General features: G+C 67.5%; 16 protein-coding genes. 11 read left to right on the top strand and 5 right to left on the bottom strand.

Going from position 1 to position 19,403, the window contains the following annotated elements; translation table 11 throughout:
* Positions 1 to 2: 2 nt before the first annotated feature.
* From CFB81_RS27705 to CFB81_RS27695, 3 genes are all read left to right on the top strand, one after another.
* Positions 3 to 995, top strand: a complete 993-nt coding sequence (locus CFB81_RS27705) for an ABC transporter ATP-binding protein (protein WP_089437277.1) — start codon at positions 3 to 5, stop codon at positions 993 to 995.
* Complete coding sequence (locus CFB81_RS27700; protein ID WP_069621660.1) at positions 992 to 2,011, top strand: ABC transporter ATP-binding protein; 1,020 nt, start codon at positions 992 to 994, stop codon at positions 2,009 to 2,011. Before CFB81_RS27705 ends, CFB81_RS27700 begins: the two co-directional genes overlap by 4 nt.
* A gap of 165 nt (positions 2,012 to 2,176) precedes the next feature.
* Positions 2,177 to 3,649 carry an OprD family outer membrane porin gene (locus CFB81_RS27695; protein ID WP_069621749.1) on the top strand — a complete coding sequence of 491 codons (1,473 nt, stop codon included), beginning with the start codon at positions 2,177 to 2,179 and terminating at the stop codon, positions 3,647 to 3,649.
* Between the two features lie 55 nt (positions 3,650 to 3,704).
* Here the strand turns inward: CFB81_RS27695 and CFB81_RS27690 are convergent, their stop codons facing one another.
* The 3 genes from CFB81_RS27690 to CFB81_RS27680 form a co-directional block, all read right to left on the bottom strand.
* Positions 3,705 to 4,697, bottom strand: coding sequence for a DedA family protein/thiosulfate sulfurtransferase GlpE (locus CFB81_RS27690; protein WP_069621659.1), 993 nt, complete (start codon positions 4,695 to 4,697; stop codon positions 3,705 to 3,707).
* Positions 4,698 to 4,851: 154 nt separating this feature from the next.
* Positions 4,852 to 5,121: a hypothetical protein gene (locus CFB81_RS27685; RefSeq protein ID WP_050013367.1), complete on the bottom strand. Its 270-nt coding sequence runs from the start codon at positions 5,119 to 5,121 to the stop codon at positions 4,852 to 4,854.
* A 272-nt stretch (positions 5,122 to 5,393) separates the two neighbouring features.
* Positions 5,394 to 7,721: a phosphocholine-specific phospholipase C gene (locus CFB81_RS27680; RefSeq protein ID WP_089437275.1), complete on the bottom strand. Its 2,328-nt coding sequence runs from the start codon at positions 7,719 to 7,721 to the stop codon at positions 5,394 to 5,396.
* Positions 7,722 to 8,312: 591 nt separating this feature from the next.
* Here CFB81_RS27680 and CFB81_RS27670 point away from each other — a divergent pair.
* Entirely contained in the window at positions 8,313 to 8,813 is a 501-nt protein-coding gene (locus CFB81_RS27670; RefSeq protein ID WP_089437274.1) for a GNAT family N-acetyltransferase, read from the top strand.
* Positions 8,814 to 9,064: 251 nt separating this feature from the next.
* The gene (locus tag CFB81_RS27665; RefSeq protein ID WP_089437273.1) at positions 9,065 to 10,660 is read left to right on the top strand and encodes a thioredoxin family protein; all 1,596 of its coding nucleotides are present in this window, start codon (positions 9,065 to 9,067) and stop codon (positions 10,658 to 10,660) included.
* Positions 10,661 to 10,698: 38 nt separating this feature from the next.
* Here the strand turns inward: CFB81_RS27665 and CFB81_RS27660 are convergent, their stop codons facing one another.
* The gene (locus tag CFB81_RS27660; RefSeq protein WP_069621748.1) at positions 10,699 to 10,953 is read right to left on the bottom strand and encodes a DUF4148 domain-containing protein; all 255 of its coding nucleotides are present in this window, start codon (positions 10,951 to 10,953) and stop codon (positions 10,699 to 10,701) included.
* Here CFB81_RS27660 and CFB81_RS36300 point away from each other — a divergent pair.
* A complete protein-coding gene (locus CFB81_RS36300; RefSeq protein WP_179236081.1) occupies positions 10,952 to 11,089 on the top strand; it encodes a hypothetical protein in 138 nt (45 codons plus the stop codon). The two genes, CFB81_RS27660 and CFB81_RS36300, sit on opposite strands and share 2 nt — an antisense overlap.
* 205 nt (positions 11,090 to 11,294) lie before the next feature.
* On the opposite strand, the gene CFB81_RS27655 is transcribed toward CFB81_RS36300, so the two are convergent.
* A complete protein-coding gene (locus tag CFB81_RS27655) occupies positions 11,295 to 12,698 on the bottom strand; it encodes a GntP family permease (RefSeq protein WP_069621655.1) in 1,404 nt (467 codons plus the stop codon).
* Between the two features lie 326 nt (positions 12,699 to 13,024).
* On the opposite strand from CFB81_RS27655, the gene CFB81_RS27650 reads away from it, so the two are divergent.
* The 5 genes from CFB81_RS27650 to CFB81_RS27630 all read left to right on the top strand — a co-directional run bounded on the left by CFB81_RS27650 (position 13,025) and on the right by CFB81_RS27630 (position 18,776).
* On the top strand, positions 13,025 to 14,512 hold the full coding sequence (locus tag CFB81_RS27650; protein ID WP_069621654.1) for a sigma-54-dependent Fis family transcriptional regulator: 1,488 nt from the start codon (positions 13,025 to 13,027) through the stop codon (positions 14,510 to 14,512).
* A 54-nt stretch (positions 14,513 to 14,566) separates the two neighbouring features.
* Positions 14,567 to 15,094, top strand: a complete 528-nt coding sequence (locus tag CFB81_RS27645; RefSeq protein WP_089437272.1) for a BON domain-containing protein — start codon at positions 14,567 to 14,569, stop codon at positions 15,092 to 15,094.
* Between the two features lie 61 nt (positions 15,095 to 15,155).
* A complete protein-coding gene (locus tag CFB81_RS36700; protein WP_084044531.1) occupies positions 15,156 to 15,428 on the top strand; it encodes a hypothetical protein in 273 nt (90 codons plus the stop codon).
* A 103-nt stretch (positions 15,429 to 15,531) separates the two neighbouring features.
* Positions 15,532 to 15,837, top strand: a complete 306-nt coding sequence (locus CFB81_RS27635) for an H-NS family nucleoid-associated regulatory protein (protein WP_089437271.1) — start codon at positions 15,532 to 15,534, stop codon at positions 15,835 to 15,837.
* A gap of 581 nt (positions 15,838 to 16,418) precedes the next feature.
* A complete protein-coding gene (locus CFB81_RS27630) occupies positions 16,419 to 18,776 on the top strand; it encodes a GNAT family N-acetyltransferase (protein WP_089437270.1) in 2,358 nt (785 codons plus the stop codon).
* Positions 18,777 to 19,403: the final 627 nt, after the last annotated feature.

Genomic DNA, 19,403 nt, shown 5'->3' with positions numbered 1-19,403 from the left:
AGATGGCCGCTCTACTGGAAGTTGAAAACCTCGGCGTGCGCTTCACGCGCAAGGATGCGCCGCCGATCGACGCCGTCAACGGCGTGTCGTTCTCGCTCGAAGCCGGCAAGACGCTCGGCATCGTCGGCGAATCGGGCTCGGGCAAGAGCCAGACCGTGATGGCGCTGCTGGGCCTGCTGGCCGGCAACGGCACGACGACCGGCGCCGCGCGCTACCGCGGCGACAACCTGCTCGACATGGATACGCGCGCGCTGAACGCGGTGCGCGGCGATCGCATCGCGATGATCTTCCAGGATCCGATGACGTCGCTCAATCCGTTCCTGACGATCGAGCGGCAGATGACCGAGACGCTGCAGTTGCATCGCAAGCTGTCGCGCAAGGAAGCGATCAAGCGCGCGATCGAGGCGCTCGAATCGGTGCGCATTCCCGATGCGGCGCGCCGCATCCGCATGTATCCGCACGAGTTCTCGGGCGGCATGCGTCAGCGCGTGATGATCGCGATGGCGCTCTTGTCCGAGCCGGAAATCCTGATCGCCGACGAGCCGACCACCGCGCTCGACGTGACCGTGCAGGCGCAGATCATCGACCTGCTGCGCGAGCTGAACCGCGAGCGCGGCACCGCGATCGTGCTGATCACGCACGACATGGGCGTGGTTGCCGGCCTCGCCGACGACGTGATGGTCATGTACGCGGGCCGCACCGTCGAATACGCGCCGGCCGAATCGATCTTCGCGGCGCCGTCGCATCCGTACACGATCGGGCTGCTCAACGCGTTGCCGCGCCTGACCGACGCGGACGACGCGCCGCTCGTCGCGATTCCCGGCAACCCGCCGATGCCCGGCACCGCGCCGGCCGGCTGCGCGTTCGCGAAGCGCTGCACGTATGCGGAAGAACGCTGCGGCGCCGAGCGCCCGGCGCTCGAAACCTATGGCGCCGCGGGCGCGGTGCGCGCGTGCCACCGGCCCCTGGCCGATTTGACGGGAGGTCTGCGATGAGCGTCGATGAACGCCGCCAAGCCGGCGCGACGGACGACACGCTGCTGTCCGTCGAGAATCTGAAAGTGCATTTCCGCGTGCCGCTCGGCGGCTATCCGTGGTCGCCGAAGGGCATGCTGCGCGCAGTCGACGGCGTGTCGTTCGACGTCAAACGCGGCGAGACGGTCGGGCTCGTCGGCGAATCGGGCTGCGGGAAATCGACGCTCGCGCGCGCATTGATTGGCCTCGTGCCGATGACGGCCGGCACCGTGAAATGGCGCGGCCAGGCCGTGGCGCCCGATCACCTGCGCGGCACCGCGATGCGGCGCGAAGTGCAGATGATCTTCCAGGATCCGCTCGCCTCGCTCGATCCGCGCATGACGATCGAGCAGGTCGTCGCGGAGCCGCTCGTCACCCATCAGCCGGGCCTCGGCCGTACCGAAGTGCGCCGCCGCGTGATCTCGATGCTCGAACGCGTCGGCCTGAACGCGCATCACCTGCTGCGTTATCCGCATGAGTTTTCCGGCGGGCAGTGCCAGCGCGTCGGCATTGCGCGCGCGCTGATCAGCGAGCCGAAACTCGTGATCTGCGACGAACCCGTCTCGGCGCTCGACGTGTCGATCCAGGCGCAGATCGTGAACCTGCTGCGCGATCTGCAGCGCGAACTGTCGTTGTCCTATCTGTTCGTCGCGCACGACCTGGCGGTGGTGAAGGCCATCAGCCAGCGCGTGCTCGTGATGTATCTCGGCCGCGTGATGGAGTTCGGCACGCGGCATGACGTGTACGGCGTGCCCCAGCACCCGTACACGAAGGCGCTGCTCGATGCGGCGCCGACGCCGGAGCCGGCGCGCGAGCGTGCTCGCCGTCCGATGCTGCTGGCGGGCGAGATGCCCTCGCCGCTCAACCCGCCGTCCGGCTGCGCGTTCCGCACGCGCTGCCCGGTCGCGATCGACGCATGCGCGCAGGACGTGCCGCTGCCGGAAGTACGGCAGGGGTCGGCGGCGCGCGTCGCGTGCATCCGCGCGGGCGCGGTGTGATGTGAAGTAACGCAGCAAACATAACCAAGGCAGGTCAACAGGGGTAGGTGCGGCGCGAACGATCTTCGCGCCGCAGGTACAGGCGCGTCCTTAGCCGGGCTCGCCGGGGGGCTGGAAGCGGATCGCAACCGGCGTGGACGATATCAACACAAGACGAGAATGACGATGAAAAAGCAGAAAAAGATCGGGACGGCATCGAAGATGCTGCTTGCCTGGGGACTGCCGGCGCTTGCCGGCGTCTCGCTGACGGGCGTCGCGCACGCCGACGACGCGGCGCCCGCGCCGCTGACGGTCGCGCAGGCCGCGCCGGCCGCCGGGTCGGGCACTTCGGTTGCGCAGGCAACGACCCCGAACGCCGTGATCAACGCAGAGGCGACCCAGGCCGTCACGCCGCCCGACGAGCCGTCGGCGCAGTCGAAATCGAACGGCTTCATCGCCGACAGCCATCTCGACTTCCTGTTCCGCAACTATGCGGACGTGCTCGACAGCAAGGGCGGGCCGCATCGTCATGCGTGGGTCCAGGGCGCGATGGCGAACTTCGAGTCGGGCTACACGACCGGCCTGATCGGGATCGGCTTCGACGCTTCGTTGTATGCGGCGCTGAAGCTCGACGGCGGCCAGGGCGCCGGCAGCATGGTGCACATCGCGAAGGGCGGCGGCGGCGGCAACCAGCTCGCATGGGCCTACCCGGGCATCTACGACATCAAGGCGCGCATTTCGAACACGGTGGTCAAGTACGGTCTGCAGGCCGTCGACAACCCGTTCATGGAGCAGCACGACAACCGCGCGTTGCCGCCGACGTTCCTCGGCGCGACGCTCGTCAGCAATGAATTCAAGAACGTGATGCTCGAGGCCGGCAGCTTCACGAAGACCGACGCGCGCGGCCATACGACGCTCACCAACCTGACGACGCAGTACGGCGGCACGCGCATCAATCGCCTGTCGTACGTCGGCGGCACGTGGGACTACTCGCCGAACGGCGAGGTGGCGCTGTACGCGAATCAGGCCGACGACGTGTGGCACCAGTACTACGCGTCGGTGAAGCACAGCATCGGCAGCCCGCAGACGATCAAGTGGACCGGCTTCGGCAACGTCTACTCGACGCACGACACGGGCGATGCGCTGCAGGGCAAGATCAACAACAACGCGTACAGCCTGTCGCTCGCCGCGCAGCACGGCCCGCATGAACTGCTGCTCGGCTTCCAGCACGTGCTCGGCGACCAGTTCTTCGACTACCTGAACGAAACGAACGGCATCTTCCTGACCAACTCGATGGACGTCGACTACAACGCGCCGCACGAAAAATCGCTGCAGCTGCGTTACACGTTCTACGGCAAGGAAGCGGGCCTGCCGGGCTTCAAGGCGATGGTGTGGGGCGTGACGGGCTGGGGGGCGGACGGCAGCGCGGGCGCGGCCAACGACCCGAGCAAGTCGAGCATCTACTGGAGCAACGGCGCGCCGGTGCAGGGCCGTCACCACGAGTTCGGCTTCATCCCGTCGTACACGTTCCAGAGCGGCAAGCTGAAGAACACGAAGGTCACGTTCATCGCGATGTGGCACAACGGCTCGGCACATTACTCGGACGCGACGAACACCGAGTACCGTCTGGTCGTGAACCTGCCGCTGCACGCGTTCTGATGGAACGGGGACGCACGTCCCCTGTGTCGTATGGGCCGGCCTATGATCGGTGCGATCAGGCCGGCTTGTGCCAGCCCGCCACGGAATCGTTCGCGGCGGGCATCTCTTCGACGAGCGACGTGAGCTGGCGGCCCGTATCGCGCCATGCATCGAGGCCGCCGCGCAGCGCGAGCGCATCGGTGAAGCCTGCATCGAGCAGGCGCTTCGCCATCAGCGCGGCCGTCACTTCGTTCGGGCACGAGCAATACACGACGAATTTCTGCGTGAGCGGATAGCGCGCGACGATGTCGCCGATCTGGCGCTCGTCGGCGAACTGCGCACCGGGAATCGTGAACGGGTCGAGCTTGCGATGCTCGGGCGAGCGGACGTCGAGCACCACCGGGGCGGCGGTGTCGCGCAGCAGCATGTCGAGCTCGTCGACGCCGATCCGCGCGTTCGCGAGTTGACGGATCAGCGCACGGCGGCGCATCCACCGCACGGCCGCATAGATCGCGAGCAGCGCGACGATGACCAGCAGCACCGCGCGGCCGAGGCGGCTCGCGCCGGCGAACAGCCAGTCGATCTGCCGGTAGAACACGAGGCCGGCGCCCAGCCCGACGATCGTCCACAGCGCGGCGCCGAGCGCATCGTAGCCGGCGAACGTGCGATAGCGCGTGCCGAGTGCACCGGCCATCGGCACCGACACCAGCGACAAGCCCGGAATGAAGCGCGCGACCGCGAGCACGCGCACGCCGTAGCGGCCGAAGAAGCGTTCGGTCTTTTTCACGCAGGTATCGCGCGACAGCGACAGCCGGCAGATCGTCTTCAGCGTCGTGCCGCCGTAACGCCGCCCGGCGACGTACCAGACCGTGTCACCGATCAGCGCGCCGAGCACGGACATCGCCACGACCGTCACGAGCTGCGAGCCGATCATCGCCGGATGCATCGCGGACATCGCGCCGAACAGCACGAGCGTCGGCATCGCCGGCACCGGCAGGCCGATGGCCGCCGCGAGGACGTTGGCGAACACGAGAAGCGGCCCGTACTGGGCGACGAGGTCACGGAGCATGACGGCAGGCCGAAAAGGAAACGCGTGGGCGGGAAACGCAGATGGACCGATTATCGGCCTTTTTCAACGCAGCGGCGGGAATGATGCAAAGCGCCTGACGGCGGCAGGGGGATGTGGGTGAGCCGACGCATTGCACGCGGCTCACCATTCGGAATCAGGATGGCGTACGGGCGAGCGATGCGGCGCCGTGGTTTTCGCCGGGCAGCTCGGCGCCGTGCGAGCGGATCGCCGCGATCAGTTCGGCCGGCGTGATCTCGTAGCGGACCTCGCGGTGGATGCCCGGCTTGCGTTCGTCGACCTCGATCAGCAGCACGCTCTTGCCGTCGGCCGTTGCTTCGAGCCGGAGCGAGCGCAGTTCGCGGCCGTCGGCCGCGTCGTGTTCGGTGAGCAGGGTCATTGCCCCGGATGAGCCGGTAGTGCGCATCGAACCTATCCTCGTGTCGTGGATGCCGTAGCGGCAAAAGATGTCATTGTTGAATACAGCTTGACGCAGTTTAACGCGAACGGGCCGCGACACGGAGCATTTTCGTGGGGATGAAAAGAGGGCGATACCACCGATCCTTCTGATGTTTGAGCCGCGCCGGGCGGGCGTCTGCGCCGCATCGGGGGCCGGCCGGAACCGGTACCCGAACGGCGTTCGCGGCCACGCCGGCGCGGGCGGCGACACGCGCTGCGCCGCGCGTCGCCGCGGCGGCGTCAGAAGCGGTCGGCGAACCCCATCGCCGGGTCGCTGACCGAGTGGCGGCCGGTTTCCACGCGGCCGGCCACGCGGCGCGAGAAGCTCGCGTCGCTGTCGGCGGTGACGATGAAGTCGTACCAATGGCCGGTCGAGTCGAGCTTCCAGTGCAGTTCGGACTGGTCGCCGGCGTGTACCGTGACCGTCCACATGGTGCCGGCGCCGTTGCCGTTTTCGTTGCCGTGGCCATGACCGTGGTCGGTGTTTGCGCCGCGCCCGGACAGCGGCCCGTAAACCTCGTTCGACTTCACCGTGAAGCGTACCGTGCCGCCGCCGTCGTTGCGTAGCCGCAGGTGGAGGTTGCCGCTTGCGCCCGCATAGCCGACGCGCACTTCCGGCTGCGGCGCGCGAGCGCCGGCCACGCGGCTCAGGTCGCCGGTGAAGCGGCGGTGAAAGCCGTTCGGGCCGAGTACCCACAGGTCATATTTACCGCCATTGTCGGCGCGTGCGGCCCAGTCGCCGTGCAGCTTCTTGCCCGGCTCGACGACGTAGCGCCGCGGCAGCCGGTCGAGGTGCAGCTTGTCATAGACGTGAAACACGGCGGCGGCGCGGCCGGTGTTCGCGAACTTGAGCGTGACCGTGCCGGCGCCGGCATCGGTGCGTGCGCTCGCATGCAGCTCGTACGGCAGCGCGCGCGACGGGCGCACGCCGGTGGCCTGCGCGGGCAGCGCGGGCGTGGCGGGCGGCACGATCTTCGGCGCGGCTTGCTGCGCGGCGCTCAGCGCGTCGACCTGGCTTTTCGTCGTGCGGCCCGCGAGCGTCGGCAGCGGCTCGTTGTTCGGCGTGCGGAAGTTGAACGCGCTCGTCAGGTCGCCGCACACAGCGCGGCGGTACGCGCTGATCTGCGGCTCCGCGACGCCGAAGCGCGTCTCGAGGAAGCGCAGCGTCGACGTATGGTCGAACACCTGCGAATTGACCCAGCCGCCGCGGCTCCACGGCGACACGATCCACATCGGCACGCGCGGGCCCGGGCCGTAAGGACGGCCGTCGGCTGCCGGCTGGCTCGCCGTGGCCGGCGCGAAGTCGTGGTACTCGACCGCGACGTCGGCGGCCGACAGCGTATGGCCGCCCGCGAGCGTGCCGTCGGCGTTGCGCGACGGCACGGCCGGCGACGGCATGTGGTCGAAGAAGCCGTCGTTCTCGTCGTAGTTGACCAGCAGCACGGTCTTGCTCCAGACCTCCGGGTTCGCCGTCAGCGCGTCGAGCACGGCCTGCACGTACCAGCCGCCCTGCGCGGGGCTCGACGGCCCCGGATGCTCGCTGTACGCGGACGGCGGGATGATCCACGACACTTCCGGCAGCTTGCCGTTGCGGACGTCGTCGCGAAACGTTTCGAGAAAGCCGTACGGCATCGTGTTGCCGAAGCCCTTCGCGAGCGGGCTCAGCGGATCGTCGATCGCCGGGTCGTAGAACGCGCCGGCCGCCGTCACCGGCTGCGTGATGTCGGTCGACGCGACGTACGCGGGCCGGCGCGCGGCCGGCATCTGCTCGATCGCCGCGCGCCAGTGGCGGAAGCTCATCATCTCGTTGCAGCCGAAGTTGTCGATCAGGCTCTGGTAGACCTTCCAGTTCACGCCGGCCTGTTGCAGCCGGTCGGCATAGGTCGTCCAGGTCCAGCCCTGGCTCGACGGGCCGATGTCGTTGCCGCCGTTGAACTGGTTGTTCAGCGCGGCGATCTTCACGCGGCTGCCGTCGGCCGGGCTGACGCCGTTCGGGCCGTTGGTGCCGCTCCAGTAGAACAGGCGGTTCGCGATCGTCCCCGTGTGCATCCCGCAGTGGTAGTGGTCGCACAGCGTGAACGCATCGGCGAGCGCGCGCTGGAACGGCACTTCGGCCGCGTCGTAATAGCCCATCGACAGCGGCGTCTTCGCGTCGGGCCAGCGGTTCATCCGGCCGTGATCCCACGCGGCCTGCGAATCGGCCCACGTGTGCGGCGTGCCGCCCGCGCGCTGCGCGTTGCCCTGGCGCGCATCGAGGTGATACGGCGTCACGGTCGCGGCGGGCGTCCCCTTCGTGTACGCCTGATAGAACACGTCGCGGCCGTTCGGCGACGGTACCGCGAAGCGGTCGCCATAGCCGCGCACGCCCTTGAACGTGCCGAAGTAGCTGTCGAACGCCCGGTTTTCCATCATCAGCAGCACGACGTGCTTGACGTCCTGGATGGTTCCCGTTTCGTGGAAAGCAGGAATGGCAAGCGCGCGGCGGATGCTCGGCGGAAACGCGGACAGCGCGGCGGCGGCGAGGCCGGAACCGGCGGTCTGCTGAAGGAATTTGCGGCGTGACGTCATGGCGTTCGGATCCTGTGAGGGTGGGAGCGTTCGTGAGTGCGTCTGGTGGTGCCCGGGCGTCGCCCCGCCCCGGGGCGATCGCCGATGTGTGCGCGTTCGGTGCGTCGGCCGCGCGTCGCGGCGGTGCGGGCATCGCGTCCGACGCCCGACGCGCGACGTCGCGTGGACGCTGTGGCCTCGTCGTCGCGATCCCGTGCGCCGCGCGCTCGTGATGCGCGGGGCAGATGTCGGCACGCACCGGCCAAGCGCATGCCAGGCTCGGGCGGCGCCCAGTCTAGGGAGGCGACATGACGCCGACGTGATGAAGAAATGACATTGCATGTCGCGCACGTGACGTTGTGCATGCAACGATTCGTTCAAGCGCGATGCGGGGCTGAGGAAGGTAAGAAATTACCGATCGCGGCCGGTGCGACCGGTCAGAATTTTCCGAGTTTCGCGAAGATGGCGCGGCCGCGTTTCGTTGCGGATGCAACGTGACGTGCGACGGCGGGACCCCGTGTTTCAAATGCGTGAAATCGGCTAAGCTCGTTGCGTTGCTGCGCGCTTGTGCAGCCTGCGCTTTCGGCGCGACTTTTCGGAACCGGCCCACCCATGACCGATATCAGAATCCGGCACAGCGAGACGCACGACGTCGACGCGATCCGGCAGATCGCCGCGCATCCCGCGGTGTACATGAATACGTTGCAGCAGCCGTTTCCGTCGCTCGAAAAATGGCAGACGCGGCTCGACAACATACGCGAGCACGGCGTGAGCCTCGTCGCCGAAATCGACGGTACGGTGGTCGGCCATCTCGGCCTGCATCCCGAGCCGAATCCGCGCCGGCGTCACGCGGCGGCGCTCGGCATGATGGTCGATGCGGCCCGTCACGGACGCGGCATCGGCGGCCGGCTGCTCGCGGCCGCGATCGATCTCGCGGAGCACTGGCTGAACGTTACGCGTCTCGAGCTGACCGTGTTCACCGACAATCGCGCGGCGATCTCGCTCTACGAGAAACACGGTTTCCGCATCGAAGGCGAATCGCCGGATTACGCGTTGCGCGACGGCGTGCATGCGTCCGTGTATCACATGGCGCGGATCAAGGCGCGGCAATGAAGGGCTTGCCGTCGCGGATGTGACGGCACACGCGGCCGCGCGTCATATCCAATCGAGAATTCGTTCGTTTTCCTTCGGCTGTACCCGTCGTATCGTCGAACGATTTGCCGGCAGCTGCGGCCGGCTTCGCTTTTCCGTATCGATGCATGCGCGGCGCTGCACGTCGGCCGGCCTCATCGTCATCGTTTCACGGCCTTCGTTGCGTGTGCGGCATCTCCCTGAAACCGTCCTTTTCAACGGAACCCGCTTCGATGAAAACCGTTCTCCGCAATCTCACCGCCGCCTGCCTGTTCGCTGCCGCCAGCGCGGCGCTTGCCGCCGCCACGCCCGCGGGCGCCCCGGCGGCGAGCGCATCGTCCGACGGTGCGCATCTGCCGCCCGGCATCGCGTGGCAACACGGCGACGTCGATGCCGCGTTCGCGCTCGCGAAGCGCGAGGGCAAGCCGCTGCTGCTGTACTGGGGCGCGGTATGGTGCCCGTCGTGCAATCAGGTGAAGTCGACGATCTTCAGCCAGCAGGCATTCAAGGCGCGTTCGTCGTTCTTCGTGCCCGTGTATCTCGACGGCGATACCGAAAGCGCACAGAAGCTCGGCGAGCGCTTCAAGGTGCACGGCTATCCAACGATGATCCTGTTCCGTCCCGACGGCACCGAAGTGACGCGGCTGCCCGGCGAAGCCGATCTCGACCGCTACATGCAGGCGCTGTCGCTCGGGATGACGGCCGCGCATCCGGTGCGGCAGACGCTCGCGACCGCGCTGAAGAACGGCGCTGCGCTGACGCCGGACGACTGGCGCCTGCTGGCCGACTATTCATGGGATACCGACGGCGCGCTGCCGGTGCCGGCCGATCGCGTCGCCGAGACGCTGCAGTCGCTCGCGCAACGCGCGCGGGCGGCCGGTGCGAAAACCGAATCGGCGCGCTTCGCGCTGAAGTCGGCGGTGGTTGCCGCGTCGAACGACCCGACGCAAGCCGGCGCGCTCGACAAGGCCGCGCTTGCCGATTCGCTGCGCACGGTGCTGCACGATGCCGCGCTGTCGCGGGCCGATTCGGACGTGCTGGTTGCGGCGCCCGCGCGCGTGGTCGCGTATCTCGGCCGCGACGACGCGCAGCGCACGAAGTTGCGCGGCGCGTACGACACGGCGCTGGCGCGCCTGTCGACCGATACCACGCTGTCGTCGATCGACCGGCTGATGGCGCTGCACGGACGGGTGCTGCTCTCGCGTGGCGACGCGCGCAACGGCGCACCGCTCGCGGCGACGGCGCTGGCCGACACCGCCCGCAAGCAGATCGCCGCGTCGGTGCAGGGCGCGGCGAACGCGTACGAGCGGCACGCGCTCGTCAGCGAAGGCGCGGACACGCTGACCGACGCTGGGCTGTACGACGAATCGGATGCATTGCTGAAGGCCGAGCTGCCGCGTTCGTCCACGCCGTATTACTTCATGTCGGGACTGGCCACGAACGCGAAGGCGCGCGGCGACAAGGCGGCCGCGCTCGACTGGTATCGCAAGGCGTACGATGCGGCGAGCGGGCCGGCGACGAAGCTGCGCTGGGGCGCGACTTACTTCGCGAATGCGGTCGAGCTGGCGCCGGACGATTCGGCGCGCATCGAAGGGATTGCGGCCAGTGTGCTCGCGCAGGCCGACAAGACCCGGGACGCGTTCTACGGCGCGAACCTGCGCGCGCTGACCAAGGTCGTCACGCAGCTTAACCGCTGGCGCGGCAGCGGCGCGCACGATGCGTCGGTCAGGACGGTCGTCAAGCAGTTCGACGGCGTATGCGGGAAGCTGCCTGCCGGCGATCCGCAGGCGGCGGCGTGCGCGAAGCTGATCCAGCCCGTGAAGGCGTAACGACGCGCCGGGGCATCGTCGAGCGCGCCGGGGATTCGTTACCGGCCCGATTCCGACGACGCGCCGCGATCGCTGCCGTATCCGGCGGCGTCGTGCTGACGCGCGATCTTTGCTTCGGCGGATACGATGCTCGCCGGATAGAACCAGTCGCTCGACTGGAAGCCGGCCTGCTTGAGCGCCTTGACTTCGGCGTGGACCTGCGCGCGCGTGAGCGGCTGGTTCGACTGGGCCTGTGCGGCGAACGGGGCCGAGACGGCCAGGGCGATGGCAACGGCTTGGATCAGGCGTTTCATGATCGGGACCTCCACGATTCCGGTGAATCGCGACGCTTCGTTCGTCGAAGCGCCGCGCGACATTGAAACCAGTGTAGGCCGCGGCGGGCGCGCGAAAAATGCGATCGCGCCCAACGCAGTGTTTTGCTGCGGGTAACAATGGGCGCGTAAGGGGCGAGGCTGTGCAATGGCCCGGGCAGCCGCCACGCGCGTGCAAGCGCTGCGGCATGGTTTGGCCTGATTCGACCGGCAGGAAATGAAATCGGACCGGATGCGCATTCCGGAATCCGTTCCGGTGCGCATGCGGTCCGATCTTGAAAGACGGGAAGGCGGCGTACGAAGCGCCGCCCTGATGCGAACGCTTACACGAGCCCCGTCGCGTAGTACACGGCGATCACGAAGAACACCGCGAGCGTCTTGATGATGGTGACCGCGAAAATGTCGCGATACGACTCACGGTGCGTGAGGCCCGTGACCGCGAGCAGCGTGATGACCGCGCCGTTGTGCGGCAGCGTATCCATGCCGCCGCTCGCCATCGCGACGACCCGGTGCAGCACGTCCAGCGGGATGTTGGCCGCCTGCGCGCCCTTGATGAACAGGTCCGACATCGCGGCGAGCGCGATGCTCATGCCGCCCGACGCCGAGCCCGTGATGCCGGCAAGCGAGCTGACCGACACTGCCGCGTTGACGAGCGGGTTCGGGATGCTCTTCAGCGCATCGCTGACGACGAGGAAGCCCGGCAGCGCGGCGATCACGCCGCCGAAGCCGTATTCCGACGCGGTGTTCATCGCGGCGAGCAGCGCGCCGGCGACGGCGGCCTTGGAACCGGCCGCGAAGCGGCCGCTGACGCGCTTGAACGCGGTCAGCACGACCAGCACGATACCGAGCAGCAGCGCGGCCTCGACCGACCAGATCGCGACGACCGTCTTGATCGACGTGGTGACCGGCGCGTGCACGCCCGGCAGCACTTCGGGCGCGACCGTGTACGACGCGGCGCCGTACCACTGCGGGATCAGCTTCGTGAACGCGAAGTTCGACACGCCGACGAGGATCAGCGGCAGGATCGCCAGCGCGGGATGCGGCAGCGCCTTCGCCTCGACGCGCTCCGGCTCGTTGACGAGCGACGTGCCGTAGCCTTCGCCCTTCGCCATCGCCGAACGGCGGCGCCATTCGAGATACGTGAGGCCGACGACGATGATGAACAGCGAGCCGATCGTGCCGAGCGCGGGCGCGGCCCAGGCGGTCGTCTTGAAGAACGTGGTCGGGATGATGTTCTGGATCTGCGGCGTGCCGGGCAGCGAATCCATCGTGAACGAGAACGCGCCGAGCGCGATCGCGCCGGGCATCAGCCGTTTCGGGATGTTGCTCTGGCGATAGAGTTCGGCCGCGAACGGATAGACCGCGAACACCACGACGAACAGCGAGACGCCGCCATAAGTGAGTAGCGCGCACACCGCCACGATCACCGCATTCGCGCGCGAGCGGCCGATGTAGCGGATCGCCGCATGGACGATCGACTCGGAGAACCCGGACAGTTCGATCACCTTGCCGAACACGGCGCCGAGCATGAAGACCGGGAAATACAGTTTGACGAAGCCGACCATCTTCTCCATGAAGATGCCGGAGAAGACCGGTGCGACGGCGGCGGGTTCGGTCAGGAGCACCGCGCCGAGCGCGGCGATCGGTGCGAACAGGATCACGCTGTAGCCGCGATACGCGGCGAACATCAGGAACGCCAGCGCGGCGAGGACGATCACGAAAGACAAGGGAGTCTCCTAAAAGCTTGGAATGGCTTTGGTTGTTGTTCGATCGCGCGATGCGCCGCGGACCAACTCAGGTTCGTGCAGGTTTCGTGCCATCGGCCGGATTGCGCCGCCGGACATGGGGCCGCCGGTGGCCGGCGGGCCCGCGCCGGTCCAAGTCTGACGATTCTACATAAAACGTCTCCGTCCGGAGACGTTTCGGCCGTCCGGCCAACCCTCGAAATCGTGCAGGGCTTTCCCGGACAACGCGTTGCGGTGTGTCTCCAGAGTGAGATAATCCGTCCCGTTCCGGAGACATCCGGCCGACGATAGACGGAGACGACGACACGATGATGAACGACTGGGCTCGCCTGCCCGTCAACTACGGCGACGTGCTGCGGCGCGCGGCCGAGTCGCTGTTCCGGACCTTCGAGGATTCGAGTGCAGGCACGGTGGTCGTCGATCGCGACGCGCGCGTCGTGTGGATGAACGACCGTTACGCGGCGCGCTTCGGTTTCGCCGATCCGCAGCAGGCCGTCGGCCTCGACTGCGAGGCCGTGATCCCGAACAGCCTGATGCGCGAGGTCGTATCGACCGGCCAGCCGATCCTGCTCGACATCATGGAGACGGGCCGCGAGCCGCTCGTCGTCACGCGCCTGCCGTTGAAGAACGAGGCCGGCGAGACGGTCGGCGCGATCGGCTTCGCGCTGTTCGATCAGTTGAAGACGCTCACGCCGATTTTTTCCCGCTATGCGCAGCTTCAGCAGCAACTGATCGCGACGCAGCGCTCGCTCGCGCAGGCGCGCCGCGCGAAATACACGTTCGCGAGCTTCGTCGGCACGAGTGCCGCGAGCCTCGAGACCAAGCGCCAAGCGCGCCGCGCGGCGCAGGTCGATTCGCCGGTGCTGCTGCTCGGCGAGACGGGCACCGGCAAGGAACTGCTCGCCCATGCGATTCACGCGGCGTCGGCACGCGCGCTCCAGCCGCTCGTGACCGTCAACGTCGCCGCGATTCCCGACACGCTGCTCGAAACCGAATTCTTCGGCGCGGCGCCCGGCGCGTACACCGGCGCCGATCGCAAGGGCCGCGTCGGCAAGTTCGAGCTGGCCGATCGCGGCACGCTGTTTCTCGACGAGATCGGCGACATGCCGCTGCCGTTGCAGGGCAAGCTGCTGCGCGTGCTGCAGGACAAGGAGTTCGAGCCGGTCGGCTCGAACCGGATCGTGCGCGCGGACGTGCGCATCATCGCCGCCACGTCGGCCGACCTGCCGGCGCTCGTGGCGGCCGGGCGTTTCCGCGCGGATCTCTATTACCGGCTGAACGTGCTGACGATCCATGCGCCGCCGCTGCGCGAACGCGCATCCGACATTGCGGCGCTCGTCTACGCGACGCTCGAGGAGCTGGCCGCGCAGCACGGGCGCGCCGCGCACTGCGAGCTGACCGACGATGCGCTGCGGATGCTGTGCGCATATCCGTGGCCCGGCAACGTGCGCGAGTTGCGCAATACGCTCGAACGCGCGCTGATGCTGTCCGATCGTTCGGTGATCGATGCGCGCGCGCTCGCACCGTTTCTCGGGCCGGTGCGCATCTCGCCGGACGGCGCGGCGCCGGCGCAGCGGGTTGCCGCGGTGCCGGCCGAGCAGTGTGCGGACGATGCGTCGACGGCATCCGGCGCGCCGGCCGCTTCGTATGCCGATGCACTGGCGGCGTGGGAGCGTCAGTTCCTGACCGATGCGCTGGCGGCCTGTGACGGCAAGGTCATTGAAGCGGCCGCGCGCATCGGCATCGGCCGCGCGACGCTGTACAAGAAACTGGCCGCGCTCGGTATCGGCCGGTAGGCCGTTCGGCGACGCCGATGCGGCCCGATGTAACGCATCGAACAGGAGGTCACGATGAAGCGGATCGGCTTCGCAGGGTGGTTGACCATGTTGCTGGCGAGCGCGGCGCTCGCGCAGTCGGGCGATGCCGACGCGCCCGACGCGCGGCGCAACTGGTACAACGATCCGTTCGTCGCGCTGTCGCAGGACGTCGCCGAGTGCCCGTTGCCGCTCGGCCCGTGGATGACGCGCGCCGAGATGACGGACGATGCGCACTACCGCGCCGAACGCGGCACGACCTGCTGGCTCGCCCATCGCTGCACGAAGCCGAACTCGTATATGTACGACGCGTCGATCGCCGATGCGGCGAAGGCGCACTTCGCCGGCTCCGATCGCCTGCGCGGCACCAGTCTGTGGATTACCGTGCAGCGACGTTTCATCTACGTCGAAGGATGCGCGCATACGACGCTCGATCGCCACGCGTTGCAACGCGAATTCGAGGCGCTTCCGGACGTCGAGCAGGTTTTCGTTCGCATCACCGAAGATCCGCGCAAGCGCTTGCCGTACAAGGCGCGCGGGCAACCCGGCCGCGCGCCGGACTGACCGCCGAAGGGCAGCCCATGGCATACTCGCGACATTCAAAAAGAGGTTGACGGGAAGAATAATGAAACACATGCTTGCGTCGGTCTGTCGGTGGCCTCGGGTGGCCGTGATGTTGGCTCTGGTTGCAGGGGTCGGCGGGTGCGGCGGCGGTGCTCCGCTGTTCACGTCGGACGGGCGCCCGACCACTCAGGTGCAATGCACCGGCAGCGACTGGAGCAATTGCACGGACAATGCCCGGGCCATGTGCAACGGGGATTTCGACGTAATCCAGCAATCGACGGATGACGCCGTGCGAAATCTTCTCTTCGCATGCAAGAAGAAAAGCGGTTATTGATCCCGAAATGACCGGCTGAGGAGACCACGATCGGGCGAAGCGCTTTTCTGTTTGCTTTGAGTCACTTGTTTTTCACGAATAACACTCACGGAGTCCCATCCATATGGCGACCTACAGGCAACTGAGCGCGCAGCTCGAACGGCTTCAGCAAAAGATCGACAAGGAGCGTGAAAAGGCGATTGCCGACGCGATTGCGCATATCCGCGCGAAAATCGACGAATACGACATTACGCCGGAAGAGCTCGGTTTTCGCCCGGCAGGATCGGCCGGCACCACTGCCGCCACGAAACCCAAGCGCACCTTGCCGCCGAAGTACCTGAACCCGAAGACGGGCGAAACGTGGAGTGGCCGCGGGCGGGCGCCGGCATGGCTCGGCAAGAATCGCGCACGTTTCCTGATCAAGGACTGACTCCCGGAAATCCTCACCTTTCGTGTGCCGACTGACGGTGCGAATGGCCATGCGGCTTTCGCACCGTTTTGTTTTGGCGTAATCGTCACGCGATTTTCCCCCACGAATTGAAGTGCAATGCCGCGCAATTAACGGCTCCCGTTTTGCGAATTCGCCGCGATCCGGCTGCATGTTGCCGGTAATTCTCGTAAACAACCGCGTAATGGTGCAATGCATGCGCATTGGCGCCTGCGGTTTTCGCGGTGCATGCGTGACGCGGATTTTCATCACCTTTCGCATGCTGATGCGGTGCGTCGTGCGATTCCCGAAGATACTCACCATGGCTCCCGTAAATCCTCACCTTGGAGAAAGCGGCTGCAGCGTCGTGCCGCGTTGCGTGCATCGTGCATGCGGCGCCGCGATGCCGGCCCGCGTGTGTTGCAGGTCCATGGTGCGGGCGTTGATGCCCGTCGAATAGTCGGCCGTTCGGCATATAGGCAGTCGCAAGCGCTTCGCCTATGCTTGGGGTTCGCGTCGATCGGCGTACGGCCTGCCCGGCCGCATGCCGATCGTGTCGTCTTTCGTCACCGCAGGGAGCCGATGTGACCGTTCGCCATCTCGATGCGTTGTTCCAGCCCAGGTCCGTTGCGGTCGTCGGCGCGTCGTCGCGCGCCGGCAGTATCGGCGCGATGGTGTGGTCGCGTGTGCTCGACGGTGCGTTCCAGGGGCCCGTGTGGCCGGTCAATCCGAAATATCGCGAGCTGGACGGGCATGCGGTCGTCTCCGATGTCGACCGGCTGCCCACGCCGCCGTCGGTTGCCGTGATCTGCACGCCGCCCGCGACCTGGGCCGGCATCGTGCGCAAGCTCGGCGAGCTCGGCACGCGCGTCGCGGTGATCGTCGGCGAGGCGCGCACCGATGCCGATCGCGTCGCGGTCGATCGCACGCTGAAGGCGGCGAAGCCGTTCGTGCTCCGTATCGTCGGGCCCGGCAGCCTCGGCGTGTTGTCGCCGGCGCGGCATGCGCATTTCGGCGCGCCTGCCTATACGGCACGATCGGGCGGCGTCGCGTGGGTGTCGCAATCGAATGCGCTGACGAACGCGGTGCTCGGCTGGGCCGATGCGCGCGGCCTCGGCTTTTCGCACGTCGTCGCGCTCGGTAGTGAATCCGATGTCGATGCGGGCGACGTTCTCGACTATCTGGCAAGCGATCCCGGCACGCGCGCGATCCTGCTCGAACTCGATACCGTGCGCGCGGCGCGCAAGTTCATGTCGGCGGCGCGGGCGGCCGCACGCAACAAGCCGGTGCTCGCGTTGCGCACCGGCCGCGCCGATCCCGGCGACGCGCTGTACACGGCGGCGTTCCAGCGCGCGGGCATGGTGCGCGTCGATGCGCTCGACGATCTGCTCGACGAAATCGAGACGCTCGGCGTCGGCCGCGTCACCGCGCGGGGCGCGGCGACGCTCGTGACGAGCGATGCGGGCGTGGCGAAACTGGCGGTCGATGCGGTGGCCGACGTGCGCGACGTGCTGACCGACTGGTCGCCCGCGGCAACATCGGCCGTCGCGGCCGCGCTGCCGCACCTCGCGGCGCCCGGCAATCCGCTCACGCTGGGCGACGATGCACGTCCCGAGCACTTTGCCGCGGCGATCAAGGCGCTTGCCCCGTTTCCGCAGACGGGCACGCTGTTCGTCGTTCATTCCACTTCGCACAGCGCGCCGGCCGATTCGGTCGCGCGCACGCTGATCGATTCGCGGCAGTACGCGCATCGCGGCATCCTCGCGTGTTTCTTCGGCGCGGTCGACGCGGCGACGCGCGATGCGCTGCACGCGAACGGCATTCCGGTACACACGACGCCGCAGCGGCTCGCACGCGCGTATGCGCGTCTCGTCGACTACAACCTCGGGCGCCAGTTGCTGATGCAGACGCCGGAAGGCACGCCGCTGCAGCCGGCCGAGTGCGTGGCGTCCGCCCAGGCCGATGCGCGCCGCCTGGTCGAAGCCGGTCAGCATGAACTGGCCGGCGAGGCCGCGCTGCACTGGCTGTCCCGTTTCGGTCTGCAGGGCGAGCAGCCCAACGAGCCAGCCGGCAAGAAGGTCGTCGATATCACGGTCGACATGTACGACGATTCGAACTTCGGTCCGGTGTTTCGCTATGCCGTGCCACCGGCGGATGGCGTATCGGCGCCGTTCGTCGTCTACGGCCTGCCGCCACTGAACACGGTTCTCGCCCGCGCGGTGATGGAGCGCTCGCCGTATGCGCGCAGCACGCGCGTCGAGCCGACGCTCGACGCGCTGACGGCCCTGTCGCAGGCCGTCTGCGACGTACGCGAAGTCGTCGCGATGTCGGTCACGCTGCGCGTGCTGTCCGACCGCGCATGGGTGATCGCGCCGCGCATCACGCTGGCGTCGGGGCGTAGCCGGCTCGCGATCATGCCGTATCCGCGGCACCTCGAGCAGACGCTCGAGTGGCATGGCGAGACGGTGACGATCCGTCCGATCCGTCCGGAGGACGAGGCCGCGCACAACGAGCTGCTCGGTGCGATGACGCCGGAAGATCTGCGGATGCGTTTCTTCGGCGCGGTGCGCAGCTTCGATCATTCGCAGGTGGCGCGCATGACGCAGATCGACTACGACCGCGAAATGGCTTTCATCGTGTCGTTCACCGATGTGTCCGGGCGCGACCACACGCTCGCGGTGGTGCGTGCGGTCGCCGATCCCGACAACGAGACGGCGGAGTTCGCGATCGCGGTACGCCCCGATCAAAAGGGCAAGGGGCTCGGCCGGCTGATGATGACCCGCATCATCGACTACGCACGCTCGCGCGGCACCGCGTGGATGGTCGGCGAGGCGCTGCGCGAGAATTCGGCGATGATCTCGCTCGCGAAATCGTGCGGGTTTGCGGTGTCGACGACGGAGGAGCCCGGCGTCGTGGGTTTCAGGATGAAGTTGCAGCCGTAGGCGTCGATCCGTGGTTCGACGCTGACGGCGGCGCATGCCATCGATACTGCAACGTGTCGCCATGCCGCCATTTCAATCGGGAATGCAAATAATCCCAGATCGGTCTCCGCAGTGAAACGTCTGCCAACGTGTCGGATCTGTCGATCGCGGTGATATCGCGACGCGCGCACGGTGTCCGGAGATGCACGCAGCGTGCCGCGATGGTTACCTTCCGCAGCCGTTTCAAGCGATGGGCGTGTACACGTTCGTGGCCGTATTCCGGTCTCGCCAATTCAAGGCCGTCTGCAAGGTGAGACTTTTCGGGAGCGGCGAGTGAGCTTTTCCGGGACAGCGTGGTGAGCCGATACGGGAGCGTTCGGTGAGCCTTCCCGGGAGCGGCCGGTGAGCACCTGCGGGAGAGGCCGGTGAGCCTTTCCGGGACGTGTCGGTGAGCCCTTGCGGGAGCGATCGGTGAGGACGTTCGGGAGACGTCAGCGCGCGTTTCCAGGGCCTTAGGTGAGGCTTTTCGGGAGGCCGCGGTGAGTGCTTGCAGGATGCCGAGGTGAGCTTTTTCGGGAGCATGGGAAAGCACGGCTCCCACGGGCGCGGCGCCGGCCAAGGCCGGCGTGACGCGCGGGTGCGGGCACG

It is taken from the genome of Burkholderia sp. AU28863 (genome assembly GCF_002223195.1).
In the GTDB taxonomy this organism is placed as follows: domain Bacteria; phylum Pseudomonadota; class Gammaproteobacteria; order Burkholderiales; family Burkholderiaceae; genus Burkholderia; species Burkholderia sola.
This window is presented reverse-complemented; position numbering and strand designations above follow the sequence as displayed.